20 protein-coding genes and 3 tRNA genes are annotated in these 22,350 nt (G+C 57.5%); 22 read left to right on the forward strand and 1 reads right to left on the reverse strand.

Going from position 1 to position 22,350, the window contains the following annotated elements:
* The first annotated feature begins 305 nt into the window (after positions 1–305).
* From sdhC to sucD, 8 genes are all read left to right on the forward strand, one after another.
* Complete coding sequence (gene sdhC / locus BHU62_RS22575) at positions 306–695, forward strand: succinate dehydrogenase cytochrome b556 subunit (RefSeq protein ID WP_004939893.1); 390 nt, start codon at positions 306–308, stop codon at positions 693–695.
* Positions 689–1,036 carry a succinate dehydrogenase membrane anchor subunit gene (gene sdhD / locus BHU62_RS22580; protein ID WP_004939891.1) on the forward strand — a complete coding sequence of 116 codons (348 nt, stop codon included), beginning with the start codon at positions 689–691 and terminating at the stop codon, positions 1,034–1,036. Before sdhC ends, sdhD begins: the two co-directional genes overlap by 7 nt.
* A complete protein-coding gene (sdhA, locus tag BHU62_RS22585; protein WP_015376974.1) occupies positions 1,037–2,803 on the forward strand; it encodes a succinate dehydrogenase flavoprotein subunit in 1,767 nt (588 codons plus the stop codon).
* Between the two features lie 16 nt (positions 2,804–2,819).
* The gene (locus BHU62_RS22590) at positions 2,820–3,536 is read left to right on the forward strand and encodes a succinate dehydrogenase iron-sulfur subunit (protein WP_015376975.1); all 717 of its coding nucleotides are present in this window, start codon (positions 2,820–2,822) and stop codon (positions 3,534–3,536) included.
* A gap of 275 nt (positions 3,537–3,811) precedes the next feature.
* Entirely contained in the window at positions 3,812–6,619 is a 2,808-nt protein-coding gene (gene sucA, locus BHU62_RS22595; protein WP_073534674.1) for a 2-oxoglutarate dehydrogenase E1 component, read from the forward strand.
* A 64-nt stretch (positions 6,620–6,683) separates the two neighbouring features.
* A complete protein-coding gene (odhB, locus tag BHU62_RS22600; protein WP_033642197.1) occupies positions 6,684–7,898 on the forward strand; it encodes a 2-oxoglutarate dehydrogenase complex dihydrolipoyllysine-residue succinyltransferase in 1,215 nt (404 codons plus the stop codon).
* Positions 7,899–8,143: 245 nt separating this feature from the next.
* Positions 8,144–9,310 (forward strand): ADP-forming succinate--CoA ligase subunit beta, encoded by a 1,167-nt coding sequence (gene sucC, locus BHU62_RS22605; RefSeq protein ID WP_073534667.1) that lies wholly within the window; start codon positions 8,144–8,146, stop codon positions 9,308–9,310.
* Positions 9,310–10,182: a succinate--CoA ligase subunit alpha gene (gene sucD, locus BHU62_RS22610; RefSeq protein WP_004939878.1), complete on the forward strand. Its 873-nt coding sequence runs from the start codon at positions 9,310–9,312 to the stop codon at positions 10,180–10,182. Before sucC ends, sucD begins: the two co-directional genes overlap by 1 nt.
* A 72-nt stretch (positions 10,183–10,254) precedes the next feature.
* On the opposite strand, the gene BHU62_RS22615 is transcribed toward sucD, so the two are convergent.
* Positions 10,255–12,153 (reverse strand): bifunctional metallophosphatase/5'-nucleotidase, encoded by a 1,899-nt coding sequence (locus tag BHU62_RS22615; protein WP_073534668.1) that lies wholly within the window; start codon positions 12,151–12,153, stop codon positions 10,255–10,257.
* A 683-nt stretch (positions 12,154–12,836) separates the two neighbouring features.
* Here BHU62_RS22615 and cydA point away from each other — a divergent pair.
* The 14 genes from cydA to BHU62_RS22685 all read left to right on the forward strand — a co-directional run bounded on the left by cydA (position 12,837) and on the right by BHU62_RS22685 (position 22,199).
* Positions 12,837–14,405 carry a cytochrome ubiquinol oxidase subunit I gene (gene cydA, locus BHU62_RS22620; protein ID WP_019454034.1) on the forward strand — a complete coding sequence of 523 codons (1,569 nt, stop codon included), beginning with the start codon at positions 12,837–12,839 and terminating at the stop codon, positions 14,403–14,405.
* Positions 14,406–14,419: 14 nt separating this feature from the next.
* Positions 14,420–15,559 (forward strand): cytochrome d ubiquinol oxidase subunit II, encoded by a 1,140-nt coding sequence (gene cydB / locus BHU62_RS22625; protein WP_073534669.1) that lies wholly within the window; start codon positions 14,420–14,422, stop codon positions 15,557–15,559.
* A 17-nt stretch (positions 15,560–15,576) separates the two neighbouring features.
* Positions 15,577–15,690 carry a cytochrome bd-I oxidase subunit CydX gene (cydX, locus tag BHU62_RS22630; protein ID WP_004939868.1) on the forward strand — a complete coding sequence of 38 codons (114 nt, stop codon included), beginning with the start codon at positions 15,577–15,579 and terminating at the stop codon, positions 15,688–15,690.
* Entirely contained in the window at positions 15,690–15,986 is a 297-nt protein-coding gene (gene ybgE, locus BHU62_RS22635) for a cyd operon protein YbgE (protein WP_073534670.1), read from the forward strand. The genes cydX and ybgE overlap by 1 nt, the downstream gene beginning before the upstream one ends.
* Positions 15,987–16,116: 130 nt before the next feature.
* A complete protein-coding gene (ybgC, locus tag BHU62_RS22640; protein WP_025160034.1) occupies positions 16,117–16,521 on the forward strand; it encodes a tol-pal system-associated acyl-CoA thioesterase in 405 nt (134 codons plus the stop codon).
* Positions 16,518–17,201 (forward strand): Tol-Pal system protein TolQ, encoded by a 684-nt coding sequence (tolQ, locus tag BHU62_RS22645; protein WP_004939862.1) that lies wholly within the window; start codon positions 16,518–16,520, stop codon positions 17,199–17,201. Before ybgC ends, tolQ begins: the two co-directional genes overlap by 4 nt.
* Positions 17,202–17,213: 12 nt before the next feature.
* Positions 17,214–17,642, forward strand: a complete 429-nt coding sequence (gene tolR / locus BHU62_RS22650; protein WP_004939859.1) for a colicin uptake protein TolR — start codon at positions 17,214–17,216, stop codon at positions 17,640–17,642.
* 81 nt (positions 17,643–17,723) lie between these two features.
* On the forward strand, positions 17,724–18,971 hold the full coding sequence (tolA, locus tag BHU62_RS22655; RefSeq protein ID WP_073534671.1) for a cell envelope integrity protein TolA: 1,248 nt from the start codon (positions 17,724–17,726) through the stop codon (positions 18,969–18,971).
* Between the two features lie 135 nt (positions 18,972–19,106).
* Entirely contained in the window at positions 19,107–20,399 is a 1,293-nt protein-coding gene (gene tolB, locus BHU62_RS22660) for a Tol-Pal system beta propeller repeat protein TolB (RefSeq protein ID WP_073534672.1), read from the forward strand.
* Between the two features lie 44 nt (positions 20,400–20,443).
* The gene (gene pal, locus BHU62_RS22665; protein WP_025160033.1) at positions 20,444–20,953 is read left to right on the forward strand and encodes a peptidoglycan-associated lipoprotein Pal; all 510 of its coding nucleotides are present in this window, start codon (positions 20,444–20,446) and stop codon (positions 20,951–20,953) included.
* Positions 20,954–20,962: 9 nt separating this feature from the next.
* The gene (cpoB, locus tag BHU62_RS22670) at positions 20,963–21,757 is read left to right on the forward strand and encodes a cell division protein CpoB (protein WP_073534673.1); all 795 of its coding nucleotides are present in this window, start codon (positions 20,963–20,965) and stop codon (positions 21,755–21,757) included.
* 178 nt (positions 21,758–21,935) lie between these two features.
* Positions 21,936–22,011, forward strand: a tRNA-Lys gene (locus BHU62_RS22675).
* A 29-nt stretch (positions 22,012–22,040) separates the two neighbouring features.
* Positions 22,041–22,116 (forward strand) — tRNA-Val (locus BHU62_RS22680).
* Positions 22,117–22,123: 7 nt separating this feature from the next.
* Positions 22,124–22,199 (forward strand) — tRNA-Lys (locus BHU62_RS22685).
* Positions 22,200–22,350 lie beyond the last annotated feature (151 nt).

Below are 22,350 nucleotides of genomic sequence, written 5' to 3' on the forward strand. Positions count from 1 at the left end.
AATGTTGATCTCTTGTCAAATCAGATAATTAATTTTGCACTAATTGTGAAATCCGTGATCTGAATCACTGTTCAGGGGAAATGTTATCAAAGCGGTTGTATGAGAATTGTAATCAGAATGTGATCCTCCTATACTGCCGCCAGGTCTCCGGATTACCCTGAAGTAGGAGCACCCAGCGTTATAAATGCGCGCCGTTTGAGCACAGAGGATGTTGATGTTTGAGCGCGTGACGTGTAAGGGTTTTAGGCTCTTAACGCTGTCTGATCCCCGCCCAGGCCCGGAGGAAGGAAAATAATAAGAGCTGTGTGGGCAAATACGTGAAAAAACAACGACCTGTCAACTTGGATCTGCAAACGATCCGGTTCCCCGTAACTGCGATAGCGTCTATCTTACACCGAGTCTCTGGCGTAATTACCTTCGTTGCCGTGGGTATCCTCCTCTGGCTGCTGGGCCTGTCACTCTCTTCCCAAGAGGGGTTCCTGCAGGCGGCCGCCATCATGAATAGCTTCATCGTCAAATTCATATTCTGGGGCATCCTCACGGCGCTGGCCTATCACATTTGCGGTGGCATTCGTCACTTGTTAATGGATTTTGGCTACATCGAAGAGAGTTTGGCCGCCGGTACCCGTTCCGCCCAGGTGGCGATCGGTCTGACCGTCGTGCTGTCAGTTCTGGCTGGAGTCCTCGTATGGTAAACAACGTTTCTGCATTAGGGCGCAACGGCGTGCACGATTGGCTGCTGCTGCGCGCTTCCGCTATCATCATTACCCTGTACGTCCTGTATATCCTGGGCTTCTTCGTTACGGCTCCGGAACTCACTTATGACATCTGGCGCGGTTTCTTCGCCACTTCCATTACGAAAGTGTTCACTTTGCTGACCTTGCTGTCGATTCTGGTGCACGCCTGGATCGGGCTGTGGCAGGTGCTGACGGACTACGTCAAGCCGCTGGCGGTTCGCCTGGTGTTGCAGCTGGCTGTTGTGGTCGCGTTGCTGGTCTATTTACTGTACGGAACAATCGTAGTGTGGGGTGCTTAAATGAAACTGCCAGTCAGAGAGTTTGATGCCGTCGTAATCGGCGCCGGCGGTGCGGGCATGCGTGCCGCGCTGCAAATTTCCCAAGCGGGCTCGACCTGTGCCCTGCTGTCCAAAGTTTTCCCGACCCGTTCCCATACCGTGTCTGCACAGGGCGGCATCACCGTCGCGCTGGGCAACAGCCACGAGGACAACTGGGAATGGCATATGTACGACACGGTGAAAGGTTCCGACTATATCGGTGACCAGGACGCCATCGAGTATATGTGTAAAACCGGCCCGGAAGCGATTCTGGAACTGGAACACATGGGCCTGCCATTCTCTCGCTTGGACGACGGCCGCATCTACCAGCGCCCGTTCGGCGGCCAGTCGCTGAACTTCGGCGGCGAGCAGGCGGCGCGTACCGCAGCCGCAGCCGACCGTACCGGCCATGCGCTGCTGCACACCCTGTACCAACAGAACCTGAAAAACCACACCACCATCTTCTCCGAGTGGTATGCGCTTGATCTGGTGAAAAACCAGGACGGCGCGGTGGTCGGCACCACGGCTATCTGCATCGAAACCGGTGAAGTGGTTTACTTCAAAGCCAAGGCCACCGTGCTGGCGACCGGCGGCGCAGGCCGTATTTACCAGTCCACCACCAACGCCCACATCAACACCGGTGACGGTGTCGGCATGGCGCTGCGCGCCGGCGTGCCGGTGCAGGACATGGAAATGTGGCAGTTCCACCCGACCGGCATCGCCGGCGCGGGCGTGCTGGTGACCGAAGGCTGCCGCGGCGAAGGCGGCTACCTGCTGAACAAACACGGCGAACGCTTCATGGAGCGTTATGCGCCGAACGCCAAAGATTTGGCGGGCCGCGACGTGGTTGCCCGTTCGATCATGATCGAAATCCGCGAAGGCCGCGGCTGCGACGGTCCTTGGGGCCCGCACGCCAAGCTGAAGCTGGACCACCTGGGCAAAGAGGTGCTGGAATCCCGTCTGCCGGGCATTCTGGAGCTGTCCCGCACCTTTGCGCACGTCGATCCGGTGAAAGAGCCGATCCCGGTTATCCCAACCTGTCACTACATGATGGGCGGCATTCCGACCAAGGTGACCGGCCAGGCGCTGACCGTGAACGAGAAAGGCGAAGATGTGGTGATCCCGGGGCTGTTCGCCGTGGGCGAAATCGCCTGCGTATCGGTGCACGGCGCCAACCGTCTGGGCGGCAACTCGCTGCTGGACCTGGTGGTGTTCGGCCGTTCCGCCGGCATGCACCTGCAGGAATCGCTGGAAGAGCAGGGCGTGAGCCGTGACGCCAGCGACTCCGACGTGGAAGCCTCGCTGGACCGTCTGAACCGTTGGAACAATACCCGTTCCGGCGAAGACCCGGTCGAAATTCGCAAAGCGCTGCAGTCTTGCATGCAGCACAACTTCTCGGTATTCCGCGAAGGCGATGCGATGGCCAAGGGCCTGGAAGAACTGAAAGTGATCCGTGAACGTCTGAAGAACGCACGCCTGGACGATACCTCCAGCGAGTTCAACACCCAGCGCATCGAATGCCTGGAGTTGGATAACCTGATGGAGACCGCGTATTCCACCGCCGTGTCGGCCAACTTCCGTACCGAGAGCCGTGGCGCGCACAGTCGCTTCGACTACCCGGAGCGCGATGACGCCAACTGGCTGTGCCATTCGCTGTATCTGCCGCAATCGGAAAGCATGACGCGTCGTGAAGTGAACATGCAACCGAAGCTGCGCCCGGCATTCCCGCCGAAAGTGCGTTCTTACTAATTGCGGAGATCGACAGATGAAACTCGAGTTTTCCATTTATCGCTACAACCCGGATGTCGATGACGCACCGCATATGCAGGACTACACCCTGGAAGCGGAAGAAGGTCGCGACATGATGCTGCTGGATGCCTTGATCCAGCTGAAAGAAAAGGACCCGACCCTGTCGTTCCGTCGCTCATGCCGCGAAGGCGTGTGCGGTTCCGACGGCCTGAACATGAACGGTAAAAACGGCCTGGCGTGCATCACCCCGGTTTCGTCGCTGCGCAAAGGCAACGGCAAGATCGTGATCCGTCCGCTGCCGGGTTTGCCGGTGGTGCGCGATCTGGTGGTGGATATGGGCCAGTTCTACACCCAGTATGAAAAGATCAAGCCATACCTGCTGAACGACGGCAAGAACCCGCCGGCGCGCGAACACCTGCAGTCGCCGGAACAGCGCGCCAAGCTGGACGGTCTGTACGAGTGTATTCTGTGCGCCTGTTGCTCGACCTCTTGCCCATCGTTCTGGTGGAACCCGGACAAGTTCATCGGCCCGGCCGGTCTGCTGGCGGCATATCGCTTCCTGATCGACAGCCGTGACACGGAAACGCAAGAACGTTTAGATGATCTGGACGACGCTTTTAGTGTTTTCCGCTGCCATAGCATTATGAATTGTGTCAGTGTATGTCCTAAAGGCTTGAACCCGACGCGTGCGATCGGGCATATCAAGTCTATGCTGCTGCAACGCGGCGCATAAACGGAATGAGATGCTGCGCCGGGCTCTTTTCCGGCGCACATCCCATAGGGGAGGGAACCTCTAAAAACTGACCCGCGGCTGCGGCGCTATGCAGCCTGGTTCTTCCGCCGGTTTTTAGAGGTTCCTTGTAAGGGACCGCAAGGTCCATAACAGAACGTATCGGGCCGTCATGGCCGCAAGTACGTCGAGTGAACCGTTTTACGGCAAACCGTATTCATCACGGTAATTATGTTAACCACGGCGAAAACTAAAGCTTCAAAGCTTAAGGGATCATGATGCAGAACGGCGCAATGAAGGCCTGGCTGGATTCCTCCTATCTGGCGGGCGCGAACCAGTCTTACATAGAGCAGCTCTATGAAGACTTCTTAACCGATCCGGGTTCCGTTGAAGATAGCTGGCGTTCCATTTTTCAACAGCTACCAACCGCGGGTGTTAAACCCGATCAGCTTCACTCTCAAACGCGCGATTACTTCCGCCGCCTGGCGAAAGACTCCGCGCGCTACAACACCACCATCACCGATCCGGAAACCGACGCCAAACAGGTCAAGGTACTGCAGCTGATCAACGCCTTCCGCTTCCGCGGGCATCAGCATGCCAACCTCGATCCGCTCGGCCTGTGGCAGCGCGAGCAAGTTCCTGACCTTGATCCCGCTTACCACAACCTAACCGAAGCCGATTTCCAGGAAACCTTCAACGTGGGCTCTTTCGCCATCGGCAAAGAAACCATGAAGCTGGGCGATCTGTATGCCGCGCTGAAGCAGACCTACTGCGGGTCGATCGGTGCTGAGTACATGCACATCACCAACACCGAAGAGAAACGCTGGATCCAGCAGCGCATCGAGTCGGTGGTGGGGCGCGCCAGCTTTACCGCCGACGAAAAACGCCGTTTCCTGAACGAGCTGACCGCGGCGGAAGGCCTGGAACGTTACCTGGGTGCCAAATTCCCGGGCGCCAAACGCTTCTCGCTGGAAGGCGGCGACGCGCTGGTACCGATGCTGAAAGAGATGGTGCGCCACGCCGGTAAGAACGGCACGCGCGAAGTGGTGTTGGGCATGGCCCACCGCGGCCGTCTGAACGTGCTGATCAACGTGCTGGGCAAAAAGCCGGCCGATCTGTTCGACGAATTCGCCGGCAAGCATAAAGAACACCTCGGCACCGGTGACGTGAAATATCACCAGGGCTTCTCTTCCGACGTGGAAACCGAAGGCGGCATGGTTCACCTGGCGCTGGCGTTTAACCCGTCGCACCTGGAGATTGTCAGCCCGGTGGTCATGGGTTCGGTACGTGCCCGTCGCGATCGTCTGGACGAAGCGCGCAGCAACATGGTGCTGCCGATCACCATCCACGGCGACGCCGCCATCACCGGCCAGGGCGTGGTTCAGGAAACCCTGAACATGTCTCAGGCCCGCGGCTACGAAGTGGGCGGTACCGTGCGCATCGTCATCAACAACCAGGTTGGCTTCACCACCTCCAACCCGCTGGATGCGCGCTCTACCGAATACTGCACCGACATCGCCAAAATGGTTCAGGCGCCGATCTTCCACGTCAACGCGGACGATCCGGAAGCCGTGGCCTTCGTCACCCGCCTGGCGTTGGATTTCCGTAACACCTTTAAGCGTGACGTGATGATCGATCTGGTCTGCTACCGTCGCCATGGGCACAACGAGGCCGACGAGCCGAGCGCCACCCAGCCGGTGATGTATCAGAAGATCAAGAAACACCCTACGCCGCGCAAAATCTACGCTGACGTTCTGACCGAACAGAAAGTGGCCAGCCTGGAAGATGCCACGGAAATGGTCAACCTGTACCGCGACGCGCTCGACCGCGGTGATTGCGTGGTTGAAGAGTGGCGTCCGATGAACCTGCACTCCTTCACCTGGTCACCGTACCTGAACCACGAGTGGGACGAAGAGTACCCGAGCAAGGTTGAGATGAAGCGCCTGCAGGAACTGGGCCGCCGCATCAGCACCGTGCCGGAAGCGATCGAAATGCAGTCGCGCGTGGCGAAAATCTACGCTGACCGCGCCGAGATGGCTGCGGGCAACAAACCGTTCGACTGGGGCGCCGCCGAAACGCTGGCCTACGCCACCATGGCGGATGAAGGTATTCCAATCCGTATCTCCGGCGAAGACGCCGGCCGCGGCACCTTCTTCCACCGTCACGCGGTGGTGCACAACCAGAAAAACGGTTCAGTCTACGTTCCGCTGGCGAATATCCACAGCGGCCAGGGCGAATTCAAGGTCTGGGACTCCGTGTTGTCTGAAGAGGCGGTGCTGGCGTTCGAATACGGTTACGCCACGGCGGAACCGCGCACGCTGGCCATCTGGGAAGCGCAGTTCGGCGACTTCGCCAACGGCGCACAGGTGGTGATCGACCAGTTCATCAGCTCCGGCGAGCAAAAATGGGGCCGTATGTGCGGCCTGGTGATGCTGCTGCCGCACGGCTATGAAGGCCAGGGCCCTGAGCACTCCTCCGCGCGTCTGGAACGCTATCTGCAGCTGTGCGCAGAGCAGAACATGCAGGTCTGCGTCCCGTCCACGCCGGCGCAGGTTTACCACATGCTGCGTCGTCAGGCGCTGCGCGGTATGCGCCGTCCGCTGGTGGTGATGTCGCCGAAGTCGCTGCTGCGTCACCCGCTGGCGATTTCTTCGCTGGACGAGCTGGCCAACGGCACCTTCCTGCCGGCGATCGGCGAGATCGACGACTTGGATCCGAAAGCGGTCAAGCGCGTCGTGCTGTGCTCCGGTAAGGTCTACTACGACCTGCTGGAACAGCGTCGCAAGAACGAGCAGAAAGACGTGGCCATCGTGCGTATCGAGCAGCTGTATCCGTTCCCGCATCAGGCCGTGCAGGCCGTGCTGGAGCAATACTCGCACGTGCATGATTTCGTCTGGTGTCAGGAAGAGCCGCTGAACCAGGGCGCCTGGTACTGCAGCCAACACAACTTCCGTGAAGTGGTGCCGTTCGGGGCTTCTTTACGTTACGCAGGACGTCCGGCCTCCGCCTCTCCGGCGGTGGGTTATATGTCCGTACACCAGAAGCAGCAGCAGGCTCTGGTGAACGATGCGCTGAATATTGACTAATTTTCGCTCGCCTGCCGGCCGAGGGGCCGGCAAGCAGATGATAAAAAACTTAAGGGAAAGCTAAATGAGTAGCGTAGATATTCTGGTTCCTGACCTTCCTGAATCGGTTGCCGATGCGACCGTAGCCACCTGGCACAAAAAACCGGGCGACAGCGTTCAGCGTGATGAAGTTCTGGTTGAAATCGAAACCGACAAAGTGGTGTTGGAAGTGCCGGCCAGTGAAGCGGGTATTCTCGATGCTATCGTGGAAGAAGAGGGCGCGACCGTGCTGTCTCGCCAGCTGCTCGGCCGCATCCGTCCGGGCGACAGCTCCGGCAAGCCGACCGCCGAGAAGAGCCAGGAGAAAGAAGCCACGCCTGCACAGCGCGCTACCGCGAGCCTGGAAGAAGAAAGCAATGACGCGCTCAGCCCGGCGATTCGCCGCCTGATCGCTGAACACGATCTCGATGCCGGCGCTATCAAAGGCACCGGCGTGGGTGGCCGCATCACGCGTGAAGACGTGGAAGCGCACCTGGCCAAAGGCGGCGCCGCTGCCAAACCGGCCGCCGCTGAAGCCGCGCCGCAGCCTGCTCTGGCTGGCCGCAGCGAAAAACGCGTGCCGATGACCCGCCTGCGCAAACGCGTCGCTGAGCGTCTGCTGGAAGCGAAGAACAGCACCGCAATGCTGACTACCTTCAACGAAATCAACATGCAGCCGATCATGGACCTGCGCAAACAGTACGGCGAAGCTTTCGAGAAGCGCCACGGCGTGCGTCTGGGCTTCATGTCCTTCTACATCAAGGCCGTGGTTGAAGCGCTGAAGCGTTTCCCGGAAGTGAACGCGTCGATCGACGGTTCCGACGTGGTTTACCACAACTACTTCGACATCAGCATCGCGGTTTCTACCCCGCGCGGCCTGGTGACGCCGGTACTGCGCGATGTAGACGCCATGAGCATGGCTGACATCGAGAAGAAAATCAAAGAGCTGGCCGTTAAGGGCCGCGACGGAAAACTGACCGTGGAAGAGCTGACCGGCGGTAACTTCACCATTACCAACGGCGGCGTATTCGGCTCGCTGATGTCTACCCCGATCATCAACCCGCCGCAGAGCGCCATCCTGGGCATGCACGCCATCAAGGATCGCCCAATGGCGGTCAATGGTCAGGTGGTGATCCAGCCGATGATGTATCTGGCGCTGTCTTATGACCACCGCCTGATCGACGGTAAAGAATCCGTCGGTTATCTGGTGACGGTCAAAGAGATGCTGGAAGATCCGGCTCGTCTGCTGCTGGACGTCTAGTAACCCTTGCCGGGCGCAATACCCTAAATAATTGGCGTTGCATCGCGGCGGTAACGGAGCGAACCCCAGGAGCATAGCGAACTATGTGACTGGGGTGAGAGATAGCCGCCAACAAAGATGCGGCGTCAAGTATGACGGGTAAGATGCCGCGCCCGCACTCTGTGCTATGTGGCCGGAAAACCATGCGGTTTACCGCGTAATAATGGTCCGGCTAAAAACCTTCAGAACTGAATGGATAGAACATCATGAATTTACACGAATATCAGGCAAAACAGCTGTTTGCTCGGTATGGCATGCCGGCACCAACCGGTTACGCCTGTACCACTCCGCGTGAAGCAGAAGAAGCCGCATCCAAAATCGGCTCCGGCCCGTGGGTGGTGAAATGTCAGGTTCATGCTGGCGGCCGCGGTAAAGCGGGCGGCGTTAAAGTCGTCAACAGCAAAGAAGATATCCGTGCTTTCGCTGAAGCCTGGTTGGGCAAGCGTCTGGTGACTTACCAGACTGACGCGCTGGGCCAGCCGGTTAACCAAATCCTGGTGGAAGCGGCGACCGACATCGATAAAGAGCTGTATCTGGGCGCCGTCGTGGATCGCGCGACCCGTCGCATCGTATTCATGGCGTCTACCGAAGGCGGCGTGGAAATCGAGAAAGTGGCGGAAGAAACCCCGGAACTGATCCACAAAATGACCATCGATCCGCTGGCGGGTCCACAGCCTTATCAGGGCCGTGAGCTGGCCTTCAAACTGGGCCTGACCGGTAAGCAAGTCAGCCAGTTCGCCAAGATCTTCATGGGTCTGGCTACCCTGTTCCTGGAGCGTGACCTGGCGATGGTTGAGATCAACCCGCTGGTGATCACCAAGCAGGGCGATCTGGTGTGCCTGGACGGCAAACTGGGCGCCGACGGCAACGCCCTGTTCCGCCAGCCGGAACTGCGTGAAATGCGTGACCCTTCCCAGGAAGACGAGCGTGAATCCCGTGCGGCTCAGTGGGAGCTGAACTACGTTGCCCTCGACGGCAACATCGGCTGCATGGTTAACGGCGCCGGTCTGGCGATGGGCACCATGGACATCGTTAAACTGCACGGCGGCGAACCGGCCAACTTCCTGGACGTTGGCGGCGGCGCGACCAAAGAGCGCGTGACCGAAGCGTTCAAAATCATCCTGTCCGACGACAAGGTGAAAGCGGTTCTGGTTAACATCTTCGGTGGTATCGTGCGTTGCGATCTGATCGCCGACGGCATCATCGGCGCAGTGGCCGAAGTGGGCGTTAGCGTCCCGGTGGTGGTGCGCTTGGAAGGGAACAACGCCGAACTGGGCGCCAAGAAACTGGCGGACAGCGGCCTGAATATCATTGCTGCGACCAGCCTGACTGATGCGGCTCAGCAAGTTGTTGCAGCAGTGGAGGGTAAATAATGTCCATTTTAATCGATAAGAACACCAAAGTAATTTGCCAGGGCTTCACCGGTAGCCAGGGGACTTTCCACTCCGAACAAGCTATCGCTTACGGCACCAAAATGGTTGGCGGCGTAACCCCGGGCAAAGGCGGCACTCAGCACCTGGGTCTGCCGGTGTTCAACACCGTGCGCGAAGCGGTTGAAGCCACCGGCGCAACTGCCTCCGTCATCTACGTTCCAGCACCGTTCTGCAAAGATTCCATCCTGGAAGCGATCGATGCCGGCATCAAACTGATCATCACCATCACCGAAGGCATCCCGACCCTGGACATGCTGACCGTGAAAGTGAAGCTGGACGAAGCCGGCGTGCGCATGATCGGGCCGAACTGCCCTGGCGTGATCACCCCGGGCGAGTGCAAAATCGGCATCATGCCTGGCCACATCCACCTGCCGGGCAAAGTGGGCATCGTTTCCCGCTCCGGTACCCTGACCTATGAAGCGGTGAAACAAACCACCGATGCCGGTCTGGGCCAGTCCACCTGCGTGGGCATCGGCGGCGACCCGATCCCGGGCTCCAACTTCATCGATATCCTGAAGATGTTCCAGCAGGATCCGCAGACCGAAGCGATCGTGATGATCGGTGAGATCGGCGGCAGCGCTGAAGAAGAAGCGGCAGCTTACATCAAAGAACACGTCACCAAACCGGTTGTCGGCTACATCGCCGGCGTGACCGCGCCGAAAGGCAAGCGTATGGGCCACGCGGGCGCCATCATCGCAGGCGGCAAAGGCACGGCGGACGAGAAGTTTGCTGCGCTGGAAGCGGCGGGCGTGAAAACCGTTCGCAGCCTGGCGGACATCGGCGACGCGGTAAAAGCGGTGCTGAAGCGCTAAGAATTTAGTACGAAATAACAATATCTCGACATGTTTGGCCACCCATTGGGTGGCCTTTTTTATGGGTGAAGATCAGAAGTCGTTGAGCGCCTGGATCAGCGCGATCCGATCCTGCAGGCGGCGCTGCTGCACCGGATCCGCGGCGGCTTGCCGCTGCTGTTCTAGTGAGGTGAGGGCGGCGCGGTAATCGTCGGCGTTGCTGAACAGCGCGTTTTTGACGTTGATCGACGCGACGTTGGTGTAGCGGCCGTCGTCGGTGGTCGGCACCTGGATAACGCCCTCATTGAGCAGCCGTTTGACGATTGCCCGTTGCGGTTCGTAACCCTCCATGCCGATCAGTTTCCAGCGCTGCGGCGGTACGCCCTGATAGTGGCCGTGTTTCACTTCCGTCAGGTAGCGCAGGGTCAGCTGGCGAATGGTACCTTCTTCTTCACCGTATTGCGCTTTGCTGTCGAACAGCACCGGGAAGGATTGCCCCTCCAGCGCGCCGCCCTTTTGCGTCAGGTGGCCCATGCGGTAACTGTTCATGCCCAGGCGGATCGGCATGTCGTCGCTGATCGGCGTGCCGTCCGCCAGGCGAAGATTGGTGATGCGTGAACCGGCGGGGCGGCGCAGATCGATGGCATAGGTGACGCCGTCGAAGAAATCGTTGGTGGAGTACTTGGACGAGCGTCGCGCCGGGTTAAAGCTGTAGGTGACGTCGCCCGGTTGCAGCTGATTGAAGTAGTCGGCGGACCACTCCATATAGCGTTTGAGCGCCTTGCCGTTGAGCTGATAAACGGTGATCTCGCCGCCGGCGTATTGGTAGTTGAAGGCGATATCCTTGGCCTTGATGTCGCCGACGTCCAGTTTGGCGCGATCGTTGTCGATCTGCAGGGCGATCACCTGCGCCAGCGGCGCATAGTGGCGGGCGGCCTGCTGGAACAGCGCACTGATGCCGGTATCCTGCACGTGTACCTGGGGAATGCCGCGGAATTCGTCGGCGGGCACCAGATCGCTGCCGCTCAGCTTCGCCACCACCCGATTGGCGTTGGCGCGCAGAATGTCATGGTACGGCTGGTAGAGAGCCTGCATGGCGCTGTCCGGCGTCAACCCCTTGATCGGGTAGGTGTAGCTGTTTTTGTCGATCAGCGTGAATTTGCCGTCGCGGCGTTCAAACTGCAAGTCGATGCGCGACAGCGCGCGGCCGTATTTATCCGGCTCGGTGATGATGACGCCGTTAACCACCGCTTTGTCGATCTTCACGTGCATGTGGCCGGCGACGATCGCCGCCAGCTCCGGGTTGGCGTTGGCGATGTCGGCCACGCCGGTGCCCGGGCGCTGGTTTTCGTTGTCGATGCCCATATGCGCCACCAGCACGATGGCGTCGACCTGGCCGTCGATTTGCCTGATGACCTGTTTCACCGCCAGTACCGGATCGGTGAAGTTCAGCCCTTTGATGCGATCGGTGCCCTTGGCGAATTCCGCGGTCATCGGCGTGTCCATGCCGATAATGCCGATCTTCACGCCCTGGCGTTCGATGATGGTGTAGGCCGGCAGATAGGGTTTGCCGTTGTCCCAGACGATATTGCCCGCCAGCGCCGCACCCTTGAATTGCTTGAGCGGGGTGGCCAGCACCGGCAGGCCGAAGTCGAACTCGTGGTTACCCATCACCCAGACGTCGTAATTGAGCGCGTTGAGGCCCAGCATCATCGGGCTGACGGCCTCATGTTTGAAGGTTTCGACGAAGTTGCCCTGAATGGTATCGCCGGCGTCAACCAGGATCAGGTTGGGCTGCTCGGCCCGCACTTTTTTGATCTGGGTGGCTATCTGGCTCAGGCTGCCCGCCAGATTTTCCGTGTCGCTGGCGTAGTCCCAGGGCACGAAGGTGCCGTGCAGATCGGAGGTGCCCAGCAGGGTGATATTTACCGTTTCGGTGGCCATGACGTTTCCCGAGAGTCCCAAGACAGAGGCAAAGATGATTTTTTTCATAAGTTATTGTCGCTCAATGAAATTTTAACATAAGCGGCCATTTTGCTACAAAATCGCAACCTTTACGATCCCATCGCGAGAAATAGACTAATATTGGAGAGAGATTTGTTGTTTTGTGACTGCTATCACTGTCACGGCTTATTGGAAATAAAAGGTTAATTATGTCGCATAATAAGCGCGTAATAATACAATGGCGGCCCTTTTAAATTACATTTATTTAACACAAAAATATCATTAAAAAACAATTAAACCATTGCGCAACATGACCCTAAGAAAATTATGCGAAATGTGCTGATGAATATGGAAATAAGATGCGGATAGGCTTAAATTGTCTCAGATCAAATTAGCCCGAAGTACCTCTTTCGGCTAAGATTTGACCTGTAACCAAAAGTCTAACCCACGTCACGTAAAAACCTATTTATTGTGTGGGATTGGGCGAGTATCATCCATGTTGTGATTATGGATGGTTGATCTTGTTGCATTTGTTACCCGTTGTCGGTTTTCAGTGGCGTGCTTGTCGGCGGCCCGAGGGGCTATTGGCCGAGTGTGCGGTTGAAAGCGGAGAAGCTGGATCAAATTTGTTGTGTTTAAGGGCATTCACTGCGGGGCGTTACTGGCGGCTTTGAAAGAAGCGTGCCGATAACCGCGTGTCGGAGTCTTCCTGCGAGGAGCAAGGAGTCAAGATGTTTGATATTGTCGAACTGTCGCGCTTACAGTTTGCTTTAACGGCGATGTACCATTTCTTATTTGTCCCATTAACGCTCGGTATGGCGTTCTTGCTGGCAATTATGGAAACGGTATATGTCCTGTCTGGCAAACAAATCTATAAAGACATGACCAAATTCTGGGGAAAGTTATTTGCGATTAACTTTGCTCTGGGTGTGGCCACCGGTTTGACCATGGAGTTCCAGTTCGGGACTAACTGGTCGTATTTCTCTCACTACGTCGGCGATATCTTCGGGGCCCCTCTGGCTATCGAAGGTCTGATGGCGTTCTTCCTTGAATCGACGCTGGTCGGCCTGTTCTTCTTCGGCTGGGATCGTCTGAGCAAGGTGCAGCACATGGCGGTAACCTGGTTCGTGGCCCTCGGCTCCAACCTGTCCGCGCTGTGGATCCTGGTCGCCAACGGCTGGATGCAGAACCCGATCGCTTCGGATTTCAACTTCGAAACCATGCGCATGGAGATGGTCAGCTTCTCCGAACTGGTGCTTAACCCGGTTGCGCAGGTGAAATTCGTTCACACCGTGGCGTCCGGCTACACCTGTGGCGCGATGTTCGTTCTGGGCATCAGCTCCTACTACCTGCTGAAAGGCCGCGACATCGCCTTCGCCAAGCGCTCCTTCGCCATCGCTGCCAGCTTCGGTATGGCTGCCATTCTGTCCGTTATCGTTCTGGGTGATGAATCCGGCTACGAAATGGGCGACGTGCAGAAAACCAAACTGGCCGCTATCGAAGCGGAATGGGACACCCAGCCGGCGCCGGCGTCCTTCACTCTGTTCGGCATTCCCGATCAGGACAAGATGGAAAACTCCTTCTCTATTCAGATCCCGTATGCGCTTGGCCTGATCGCCACCCGCTCCACGGACACTCAGGTCACCGGCCTGAAAGATCTGATGGCGCAGCATGAAGTGCGTATCCGCAACGGGATGAAAGCCTACCAGCTGCTGGAAGAGCTGCGTGGCGGCAACACCGATCCTGCGGTGCGCGCCGAGTTCAACAAAACCAAGCAAGACCTGGGCTACGGCATGCTGCTGAAGCGTTATACCCCGAACGTCACCGACGCGACGGAAGCGCAGATCCAGCTGGCGACCAAGGACTCCATTCCGCGCGTGGCGCCGCTGTACTTCGCCTTCCGCATCATGGTGGCCTGTGGCGTGATTATGCTGTTGATCATCGGTCTGTCGTTCTGGAACGTGATCCGCGGCCGCATCGGCCAGAAAAAATGGCTGCACCGCGCGGCGCTGTATGGCCTGCCGCTGCCTTGGATCGCGATCGAGTCCGGCTGGTTCGTGGCGGAATACGGCCGTCAACCGTGGGCGATTGGTGAGGTGCTGCCGACGGCGGTCGCCAACTCTTCGCTGACTGCGGGCGACATTCTGTTCTCGATGGGGCTGATCTGCGGCTTGTACACCCTGTTCCTGGTGGCTGAATTGTACCTGATGTTCAAGTTTGCGCGTCTGGGTCCAAGCAGCCTGAAAACCGGCCGCTATCACTTTGAACAACCGACTGCCGCCGTGCAGGAAGCGCGCTAAACAGGAGTCCACGTATGTTTGACTATGAAGTACTGCGATTTATTTGGTGGGTCCTGGTTGGCGTACTGCTGATCGGCTTCGCCGTCACCGACGGTTTCGACATGGGCGTCGGCATTCTGGTGCGCATCATCGGTAAAACCGATACCGAGCGCCGGGTGATGATCAACTCCATCGCCCCGCACTGGGACGGTAACCAGGTGTGGCTGATCACCGCCGGCGGCGCGCTGTTTGCCGCCTGGCCAATGGTGTACGCGGCGGCCTTCTCCGGCTTCTATGTTGCCATGATCCTGGTGCTGTCCGCCTTGTTCTTCCGCCCGGTCGGTTTCGACTACCGCTCCAAGCTGGAGAGCAGCCGCTGGCGTAATATGTGGGACTGGGGCATCTTCATCGGTTCCTTCGTGCCTGCGTTGGTGTTCGGCGTGGCGTTCGGCAACCTGCTGCAGGGTGTGCCGTTCCACATGGACGAGTACATGCGCCTGTTCTACACCGGCAACTTCTTCCAACTGCTGAATCCGTTCGGTCTGTTGGCGGGCGTGGTCAGCCTGACCATGCTGGTTACCCAGGGCGCGACCTACCTGCAAATGCGCACCACCGGCGAGATCCACCTGCGTTCACGCGCCACGGCGCAGATCGCAACGTTGATCATGGCGGTGTGCTTCCTGCTGGCGGGCGTGTGGCTGGTGAAAGGCATCGACGGTTTCGTCGTGACTTCAGCGCTGGACACCCTGGCGGAATCCAACCCGATGCGTAAAGAAGTGGCGCATCAGGCCGGTGCATGGCTGATCAACTTCAACAAGTATCCGCTGCTGTGGGCATTGCCTGCACTGGGCGTGGTGCTGCCGTTGTTCACCATCCTGTTCTCGCGTCTGGAGAAAGGCGCGCTGGCGTTCGTCACCTCGTCGTTGACCATCGCCTGCGTCATCCTCACCGCCGGGGTCACCATGTTCCCGTTCGTGATGCCGTCCAGCACCGTGCCAAACGTCAGCCTGACCATGTGGGACGCGACCTCGAGCCTGTTGACGCTGAAAGTGATGACCGTCGTGGCGGCGATTTTCGTGCCTATCGTTTTGGCGTACACCAGCTGGTCGTACTACAAAATGTTCGGTCGCCTCGACAAGAACTACATCGAAAACAACAAGCATTCGCTGTACTAAGGATAAGGAGCTAAACCATGTGGTATTTTGCCTGGATTCTCGGAACGCTTCTTGCCTGCGCCTTCGGCATCATCACGGCGCTGGCGCTGGAGCAGAGCGAAGCGACCAAAGCTCAGCAAGACGGTAAGTGATGAGCTCGTCCGTGATTGACAAGCTGTACGCTGTCACCGACAAGGGCCCGATCCGGGCCCTTTCCCTGGTGCTGGCGTTGATTTTGGCGGGGTGCGTGTTCTGGGATCCGACGCGTTTCGCCGCCAAAACCAGCTCGCTGGAGATTTGGGAAGGGCTGTTGCTGATTTGGGCGGTGTGCGCCGGGGTGATCCACGGTTTCGGATTCCGCCCGCAGCGCAGCGTCTGGCGTGCTTTTTTCGCGCCACTTCCCGCAATTGTGATCCTGGGCGCAGGATTACTTTACGTTTCTTTATAATCTCAGCGATGTCCCCACGTTATGGGCCCTCACGGCCCATAATTATTTTCATTCCCATCTTGTAACCCATTCCCAACCCGATCGGTCTTGCGTATAGTAGCAGCGTTAAATTGCATTGCTGGGAAGTAGAGTGAGTAATACGTTGTTTCGATGGCCGGTTCGCGTTTACTACGAGGATACCGATGCCAGTGGTGTGGTCTATCACGCCCGCTACGTCGCCTTTTTTGAAAGAGCGCGCACAGAGATGCTGCGTCAGCACAACTTTCATCAACAGCAGCTGCTCAGTGAACAAGTCGCTTTTGTCGTCCGGCGCATGACGGTGGATTATCTGGCTCCGGCTCGTCTCGACGAGCAACTGGAAGTCCAGAGCGAAATCACCTGTCTGCGCGGGGCTTCTCTCACGTTTGCTCAACGCATTGTCAATTCTGACGGGGCCCTACTGAGCCAGGCAGATGTCCTGATTGCCTGTATTGATCCACACCAAATGAAGCCAAGAGCGCTTCCTAAGTCTATTGTCGCGGAGTTTAAGCAGTGACTGACATGAACATCCTAGATTTATTCTTGAAGGCGAGCCTGCTGGTTAAGCTTATCATGTTGATTTTGATATGCTTCTCGGTGGCTTCTTGGGCGATCATCATTCAGCGTACTCGCATCCTCAATGCGGCGACGCGCGACGCCGAAGCCTTTGAAGACAAATTCTGGTCCGGTATCGAGCTTTCCCGTCTGTACCAGGAAAGTCAGGCGCGTCGCGATAGCCTGACCGGCTCCGAGCAGATCTTCCATTCCGGATTCAAAGAGTTCGCCCGTCTGCACCGCGCCAACAACCATGCGCCGGAGTCGGTGATCGAAGGGGCGTCGCGTGCGATGCGCATTTCGATGAACCGCGAGCTGGAAACGCTGGAAACCCATATTCCATTCCTCGGCACCGTCGGTTCGATCAGCCCTTATATCGGCCTGTTCGGCACCGTGTGGGGGATTATGCACGCCTTTATCGCGCTGGGCGCGGTGAAGCAAGCCACGCTGCAGATGGTGGCACCGGGTATCGCCGAAGCGCTGATCGCCACCGCGATCGGTCTGTTCGCCGCGATCCCGGCGGTGATGGCCTATAACCGTCTCAACCAGCGCGTCAACAAGCTTGAGCAGAATTACGACAACTTTATGGAAGAGTTCACCGCTATTCTGCATCGTCAGGCCTTCTCCAGCGACAGCAAATAAGTAGGAGGTAGCATGGCGAGAGTACGTGGACGTAGTCGGCGCGAGCTGAAGTCCGAAATTAACATCGTTCCGCTGCTCGACGTGTTGCTGGTGCTGCTGCTGATCTTTATGGCAACCGCGCCAATCATCACGCAGAGCGTGGAAGTTGACCTGCCGGACGCCACCGATTCCAAAACGGTGTCCAGCGATGACAATCCGCCGGTGATCCTCGAGGTTTCCGGTGTAGGTCAATACACCCTGGTGGTGGATCACAACCGTATGGAGCTGCTGCCGCCTGAGCAAGTCGCGGCCGAAGCCAAGTCGCGTTTGGCGGCTAACCCGAAAACGGTATTTTTGATCGGCGGCGCGAAGGAAGTCCCTTACGATGAGATTATCAAGGCATTGAATATTCTCCATCAGGCGGGCGTGGCTTCCGTGGGGCTGATGACCCAGCCGATCTGACCGTAAGGCGAACGGCAACCCGGTTCCTGCGCTGCGGCCCAGGAACCCCGTATAAGCAACACCAGTTTTTGGGAATCTATTTTGGTAAAGGCAACTGAGCAAAACGATAAGCTGAACCGCGCCGTTATTGTTTCGGTCGTTCTGCACTTCATACTGATTGCCCTGCTGATTTGGGGATCGCTGCAGGAAAAGGTCGACATGGGCGCCGGCGGTGGTGGTGATGGCACCGTGGTGGGCGCGGTGATGGTCGATCCCGGCGCGGTGGTGGAACAGTACAACCGCCAGCAGCAGCAGAGCAACGATGCGCAGCGTGCCGAGAAGCAGCGCCAGAAAAAGGCGGAGCAACAGGCCGAAGAGCTGCAGCAGAAGCAGGCGGAGCAACAGCAGCGCCTGAAAGAGCTGGAGAAAGAGCGTTTGGCGGCGCAGGAGAAAGCAGCGCAGGAAGCCAAAGCGCAGGCTGCACAACAGCAGAAGGCGGCGGAACAGCAGAAACAGGCCGCAGAGCAGCAAAAAGCGGCGGAAGCTGCAGCCGCCAAGGCCAAAGAGCAACAGAAAGTGGCCGAAGCCGCCGCCGCCAAGGCGAAAGCCGAAGCGGACAAGGTCGCCAAGGCGCAGGCGGACGCGCAGAAGAAAGCCGAAGCGGAAGCCAAGAAAGAAGCGGCTGCCGCTGCTGCCGCCAAGAAACAGGCGGAAGAGGCGAAGAAAGCCGCTGCCGCCGCTGCGGAGCAAAAAGCCGCAGAGGCCGCCGAGAAGAAAGCGGCCGCTGAAGCCGAGAAAAAAGCCGCAGCGGAAGCCGAGAAGAAGGCTGCTGCTGAAGCTGAGAAGAAGGCCGCCGCCGAGGCTGAGAAGAAAGCGGCCGCCGCTGAGAAAGCTGCGGCAGCCAAGCAAGCTGCCGCAGAGAAGAAGAAGGCCGCTGCCGATGCCGCGAAGCAATCGGCGGAAGTTGACGATCTGTTTGGCGGCCTGGCGGACGGCAAGAACGCGCCGAAAGGTGGCGGTGCCAAATCGAAGGGCGACGGTAAACCGGCCGGGCAGGGCAATGCCAAAACGGCTGGCGCCAGCGGGGCGGATATCAGCGGTTATATGGGGCAGGTCAAAGGTGCGATTGAGAGCAAGTTCTATGACGCCAGTTCGTTCGCCGGCAAAACTTGCGACCTGCGTATCAAGCTGGCGCCGGACGGCCTGCTGATAAGCGTACAAGCGGCGGGCGGCGATCCTGCCTTGTGTCAGGCAGCAGTGTCTGCCGCCAAGTTGGCGCATATACCGAAGCCGCCGAGCGATGCCGTATATCAGCACTTTAAGAATTCTATCCTTGAATTCAAACCGTAATAACGGTTGATTGAGTGAGTGATATCACAGGGATGTACTAAGGTAACCAACAGGGATTATGTAGTTTTACGTAAGTTGGTTTGTTAAAATTCTGCTAATTTATCGCAGGCATCCCGCCTGGATAAGGGAGATGAGATGAAGCAGGCATTTCGAGTAGCACTAGGTTTTTTAATTCTGTGGGCGTCCGTGCTGCACGCGGAAGTTCGCATTGAAATCACCCAAGGGGTCGACTCCGCTCGTCCGATTGGCGTGGTGCCGTTTAAATGGGCGGGCCCAGGCACGCCACCGGAAGATATCGGCAAGATTGTCGGCGCGGATCTGCGCAACAGCGGCAAATTCAACCCGATTGACGTGGCGCGCATGCCGCAGCAACCGACCTCTGCGTCTGAAGTGACGCCGGCGGCTTGGACTGCGCTGGGTATCGACGCCGTGGTTGTCGGCCAGGTTCAACCTGGCGCTGACGGCAGCTACCTGATCTCCTACCAGCTGGTGGACACCTCGGGTTCGCCGGGCACTGTATTGGCGCAGAACCAGTATAAAGTGACCAAACAATGGTTGCGTTATTCTGCCCATACCGCCAGCGACGAAGTGTTCGAGAAGCTGACCGGCATCAAGGGCGCGTTCCGTACCCGTATCGCCTACGTAGTGCAGACCAACGGCGGGAAATTCCCGTATGAGCTGCGCGTCGCGGATTACGACGGTTACAACCAGTTCACGGTGCACCGTTCGCCTGAGCCGCTGATGTCGCCGGCTTGGTCGCCGGACGGCAGCAAGCTGGCTTATGTGACCTTCGAGAGCGGCCGCTCCGCGCTGGTGGTGCAGACCCTGGCTAACGGCGCTATCCGTCAGATCGCTTCGTTCCCGCGCCACAACGGTGCGCCGGCGTTCTCGCCGGACGGCAGCAAGCTGGCCTTCGCGCTGTCCAAAAGCGGCAGCCTGAACCTGTACGTGATGAACCTCGGCTCTGGCCAGATCACACAGCTGACCGACGGTCGCAACAACAACACCGAACCGGCCTGGTTCCCGGATGGCCAGTCTCTGGCGTTCACTTCCGACCAGGGCGGGCGTCCGCAGATTTATAAAGTCAGCGCCAGCGGCGGTGCCGCACAACGTCTGACGTGGGAAGGCTCTCAGAACCAGGATTCTGAAGTCAGCTCCGATGGTAAATTCCTGGTGATGGTAAGCACCAACAGTGGTGCGCAGCACATCGCCAAACAAGATCTTGGATCGGGCGCCGTTCAGGTTTTGACCGGCACCTTCCTGGATGAAACGCCTAGTATTGCGCCAAACGGCACCATGGTGATCTATAGCTCCACGCAAGGTATGGGCTCCGTGTTGCAGTTGGTGTCAACTGATGGGCGTTTCAAAGCGCGTCTTCCGGCAACTGATGGACAGGTCAAATTCCCTGCCTGGTCGCCGTATCTGTGATGCATGTGTAAATATGTATGGCAAACTATAAAAGGATCAAAGAAATGCAACTGAACAAAGTGCTGAAAGGGCTTCTGCTGGCACTGCCAGTTCTGGCTGTAGCAGCTTGTAGTTCTAACAAAAGCGCAAACAACGACCAATCTGGTATGGGCGCTGGCACTGGTATGGAAAACGGCAGCAGCAACCTGTCTTCCGAAGAACAAGCTCGTCTGCAGATGCAAGAACTGCAGAAGAACAACATTGTTTACTTCGGCCTGGACAAGTATGACGTAAGCTCCGAATTCGCTCAGATGCTGGACGCGCACGCTGCATTCCTGCGTAACAACCCGTCTTACAAAGTGACCGTTGAAGGCCACGCTGACGAACGCGGCACGCCGGAATACAACATCGCTCTGGGTGAGCGTCGTGCTAACGCCGTTAAAATGTACCTGCAGGGTAAAGGCGTTTCCGCTGACCAGATCTCTATCGTTTCTTACGGTAAAGAAAAACCAGCAGTACTGGGCCACGACGAAGCGGCTTATGCTAAAAACCGTCGTGCCGTTCTGGTTTACTAAGAGAATCGCATGAACAGTAACTTCAGACGTCACCTGTTGAGTCTGTCGTTACTGGTTGGCGTAGCGGCCCCTTGGGCCGCTACTGCCCAAGCGCCAATCAGTAATGTCGGCTCCGGCTCGGTCGAAGACCGCGTCACCTCACTTGAGCGCATCAGCAATGCTCAAGGCCAGCTTTTAAACCAACTCCAGCAGCAACTCTCTGACAACCAACGTGACATTGATTCTCTCCGTGGGCAAATCCAGGAAAGCCAGTATCAGTTGAATCAGGTAGTTGAACGCCAGAAGCAAATCTATCAGCAGATGGATAGCCTCGGCCAAGGCGGCGCTCAGAGCGCCTCTGCCGCGGCGGGCGCTGCCGGCGGGGCAGCCGCAGATGCATCTTCCGATGCGGGCGGCAGCGCACCTGCGGCCGCTTCAGCAACGCCGAGCGGCGGTGATGAGAACAGCGACTACAACGCCGCTGTTTCTCTGGCGCTGGAAAAAAAACAGTATGACCAGGCGATTTCCGCTTTTCAGTCCTTCATAAAACAGTACCCAAAGTCTACCTACCAAGCCAACGCCAACTATTGGCTGGGGCAGTTGTTCTACAACAAGGGTAAAAAAGACGATGCGGCTTACTATTTTGCGGTGGTGGTGAAGAATTACGCTAAATCACCGAAGGCGCCGGACGCCATGTACAAGGTGGGTATCATCATGCAGGAGAAAGGGCAGGCCGATAAAGCCAAAGCCGTGTTCCAACAGGTGATTAAACAGTACCCAACCAGTGCTGCGGCCAAACAGGCGAAAACTCGCGTAGGCGGTTAACAGTCAGAAAAATGAGCCCAGAAGTTAGTCGATTTGACCGATTTCTGGGCTCATTCGCGTGAAGAACAAGCAGTTGAACGTATCAGTAAAAAATTTAGGTTGCGCTGCCGAGATAAATTAGTAATATATGCCGCCGTTGCCAAGACATCTTGCAAGATGTTAAAGCAGCAGGGAAATTGGGTCGTTAGCTCAGTTGGTAGAGCAGTTGACTTTTAATCAATTGGTCGCAGGTTCGAATCCTGCACGACCCACCAGTTTCTGAAGTAGCAGTAACCACAACAGTGGGTGATTAGCTCAGTTGGTAGAGCATCTCCTTTACACGGAGGGGGTCGGCGGTTCGAGCCCGTCATCACCCACCACTGTTATGGGTCGTTAGCTCAGTTGGTAGAGCAGTTGACTTTTAATCAATTGGTCGCAGGTTCGAATCCTGCACGACCCACCATTCTTTAAGAATGGCAGCTTCAGAATCGGTTTGATGTGGCAAAGTAAAGGTCCGAGTCGAGTACCCGTCGAGTTGTCCTGAACATCCCCATCCTTGTTTTCCGCGAGTCGGTTTTTTAACCCATTCGCCATCAGCAGTAAACCACATCAGT

The sequence above is a fragment of the Serratia marcescens genome, assembly GCF_001902635.1.
GTDB lineage: Bacteria > Pseudomonadota > Gammaproteobacteria > Enterobacterales > Enterobacteriaceae > Serratia > Serratia marcescens_F.

Excerpts from the sequence above, each read along its gene's own strand:
- tolR (WP_004939859.1), top strand. The coding sequence starts at position 17,214 with ATGGCGAGAGTACGTGGACGTAGTCGGCGCGAGCTGAAGTCCGAAATT.
- ybgE (WP_073534670.1), top strand. The coding sequence starts at position 15,690 with ATGAGCTCGTCCGTGATTGACAAGCTGTACGCTGTCACCGACAAGGGC.
- cpoB (WP_073534673.1), top strand. The coding sequence starts at position 20,963 with ATGAACAGTAACTTCAGACGTCACCTGTTGAGTCTGTCGTTACTGGTT.
- BHU62_RS22590 (WP_015376975.1), top strand. The coding sequence starts at position 2,820 with ATGAAACTCGAGTTTTCCATTTATCGCTACAACCCGGATGTCGATGAC.
- sdhD (WP_004939891.1), top strand. The coding sequence starts at position 689 with ATGGTAAACAACGTTTCTGCATTAGGGCGCAACGGCGTGCACGATTGG.
- sdhA (WP_015376974.1), top strand. The coding sequence starts at position 1,037 with ATGAAACTGCCAGTCAGAGAGTTTGATGCCGTCGTAATCGGCGCCGGC.
- sucA (WP_073534674.1), top strand. The coding sequence starts at position 3,812 with ATGCAGAACGGCGCAATGAAGGCCTGGCTGGATTCCTCCTATCTGGCG.
- odhB (WP_033642197.1), top strand. The coding sequence starts at position 6,684 with ATGAGTAGCGTAGATATTCTGGTTCCTGACCTTCCTGAATCGGTTGCC.
- cydB (WP_073534669.1), top strand. The coding sequence starts at position 14,420 with ATGTTTGACTATGAAGTACTGCGATTTATTTGGTGGGTCCTGGTTGGC.
- pal (WP_025160033.1), top strand. The coding sequence starts at position 20,444 with ATGCAACTGAACAAAGTGCTGAAAGGGCTTCTGCTGGCACTGCCAGTT.
- cydX (WP_004939868.1), top strand. The coding sequence starts at position 15,577 with ATGTGGTATTTTGCCTGGATTCTCGGAACGCTTCTTGCCTGCGCCTTC.
- cydA (WP_019454034.1), top strand. The coding sequence starts at position 12,837 with ATGTTTGATATTGTCGAACTGTCGCGCTTACAGTTTGCTTTAACGGCG.
- tolB (WP_073534672.1), top strand. The coding sequence starts at position 19,107 with ATGAAGCAGGCATTTCGAGTAGCACTAGGTTTTTTAATTCTGTGGGCG.
- sucC (WP_073534667.1), top strand. The coding sequence starts at position 8,144 with ATGAATTTACACGAATATCAGGCAAAACAGCTGTTTGCTCGGTATGGC.
- sucD (WP_004939878.1), top strand. The coding sequence starts at position 9,310 with ATGTCCATTTTAATCGATAAGAACACCAAAGTAATTTGCCAGGGCTTC.
- BHU62_RS22615 (WP_073534668.1), bottom strand. The coding sequence starts at position 12,153 with ATGAAAAAAATCATCTTTGCCTCTGTCTTGGGACTCTCGGGAAACGTC.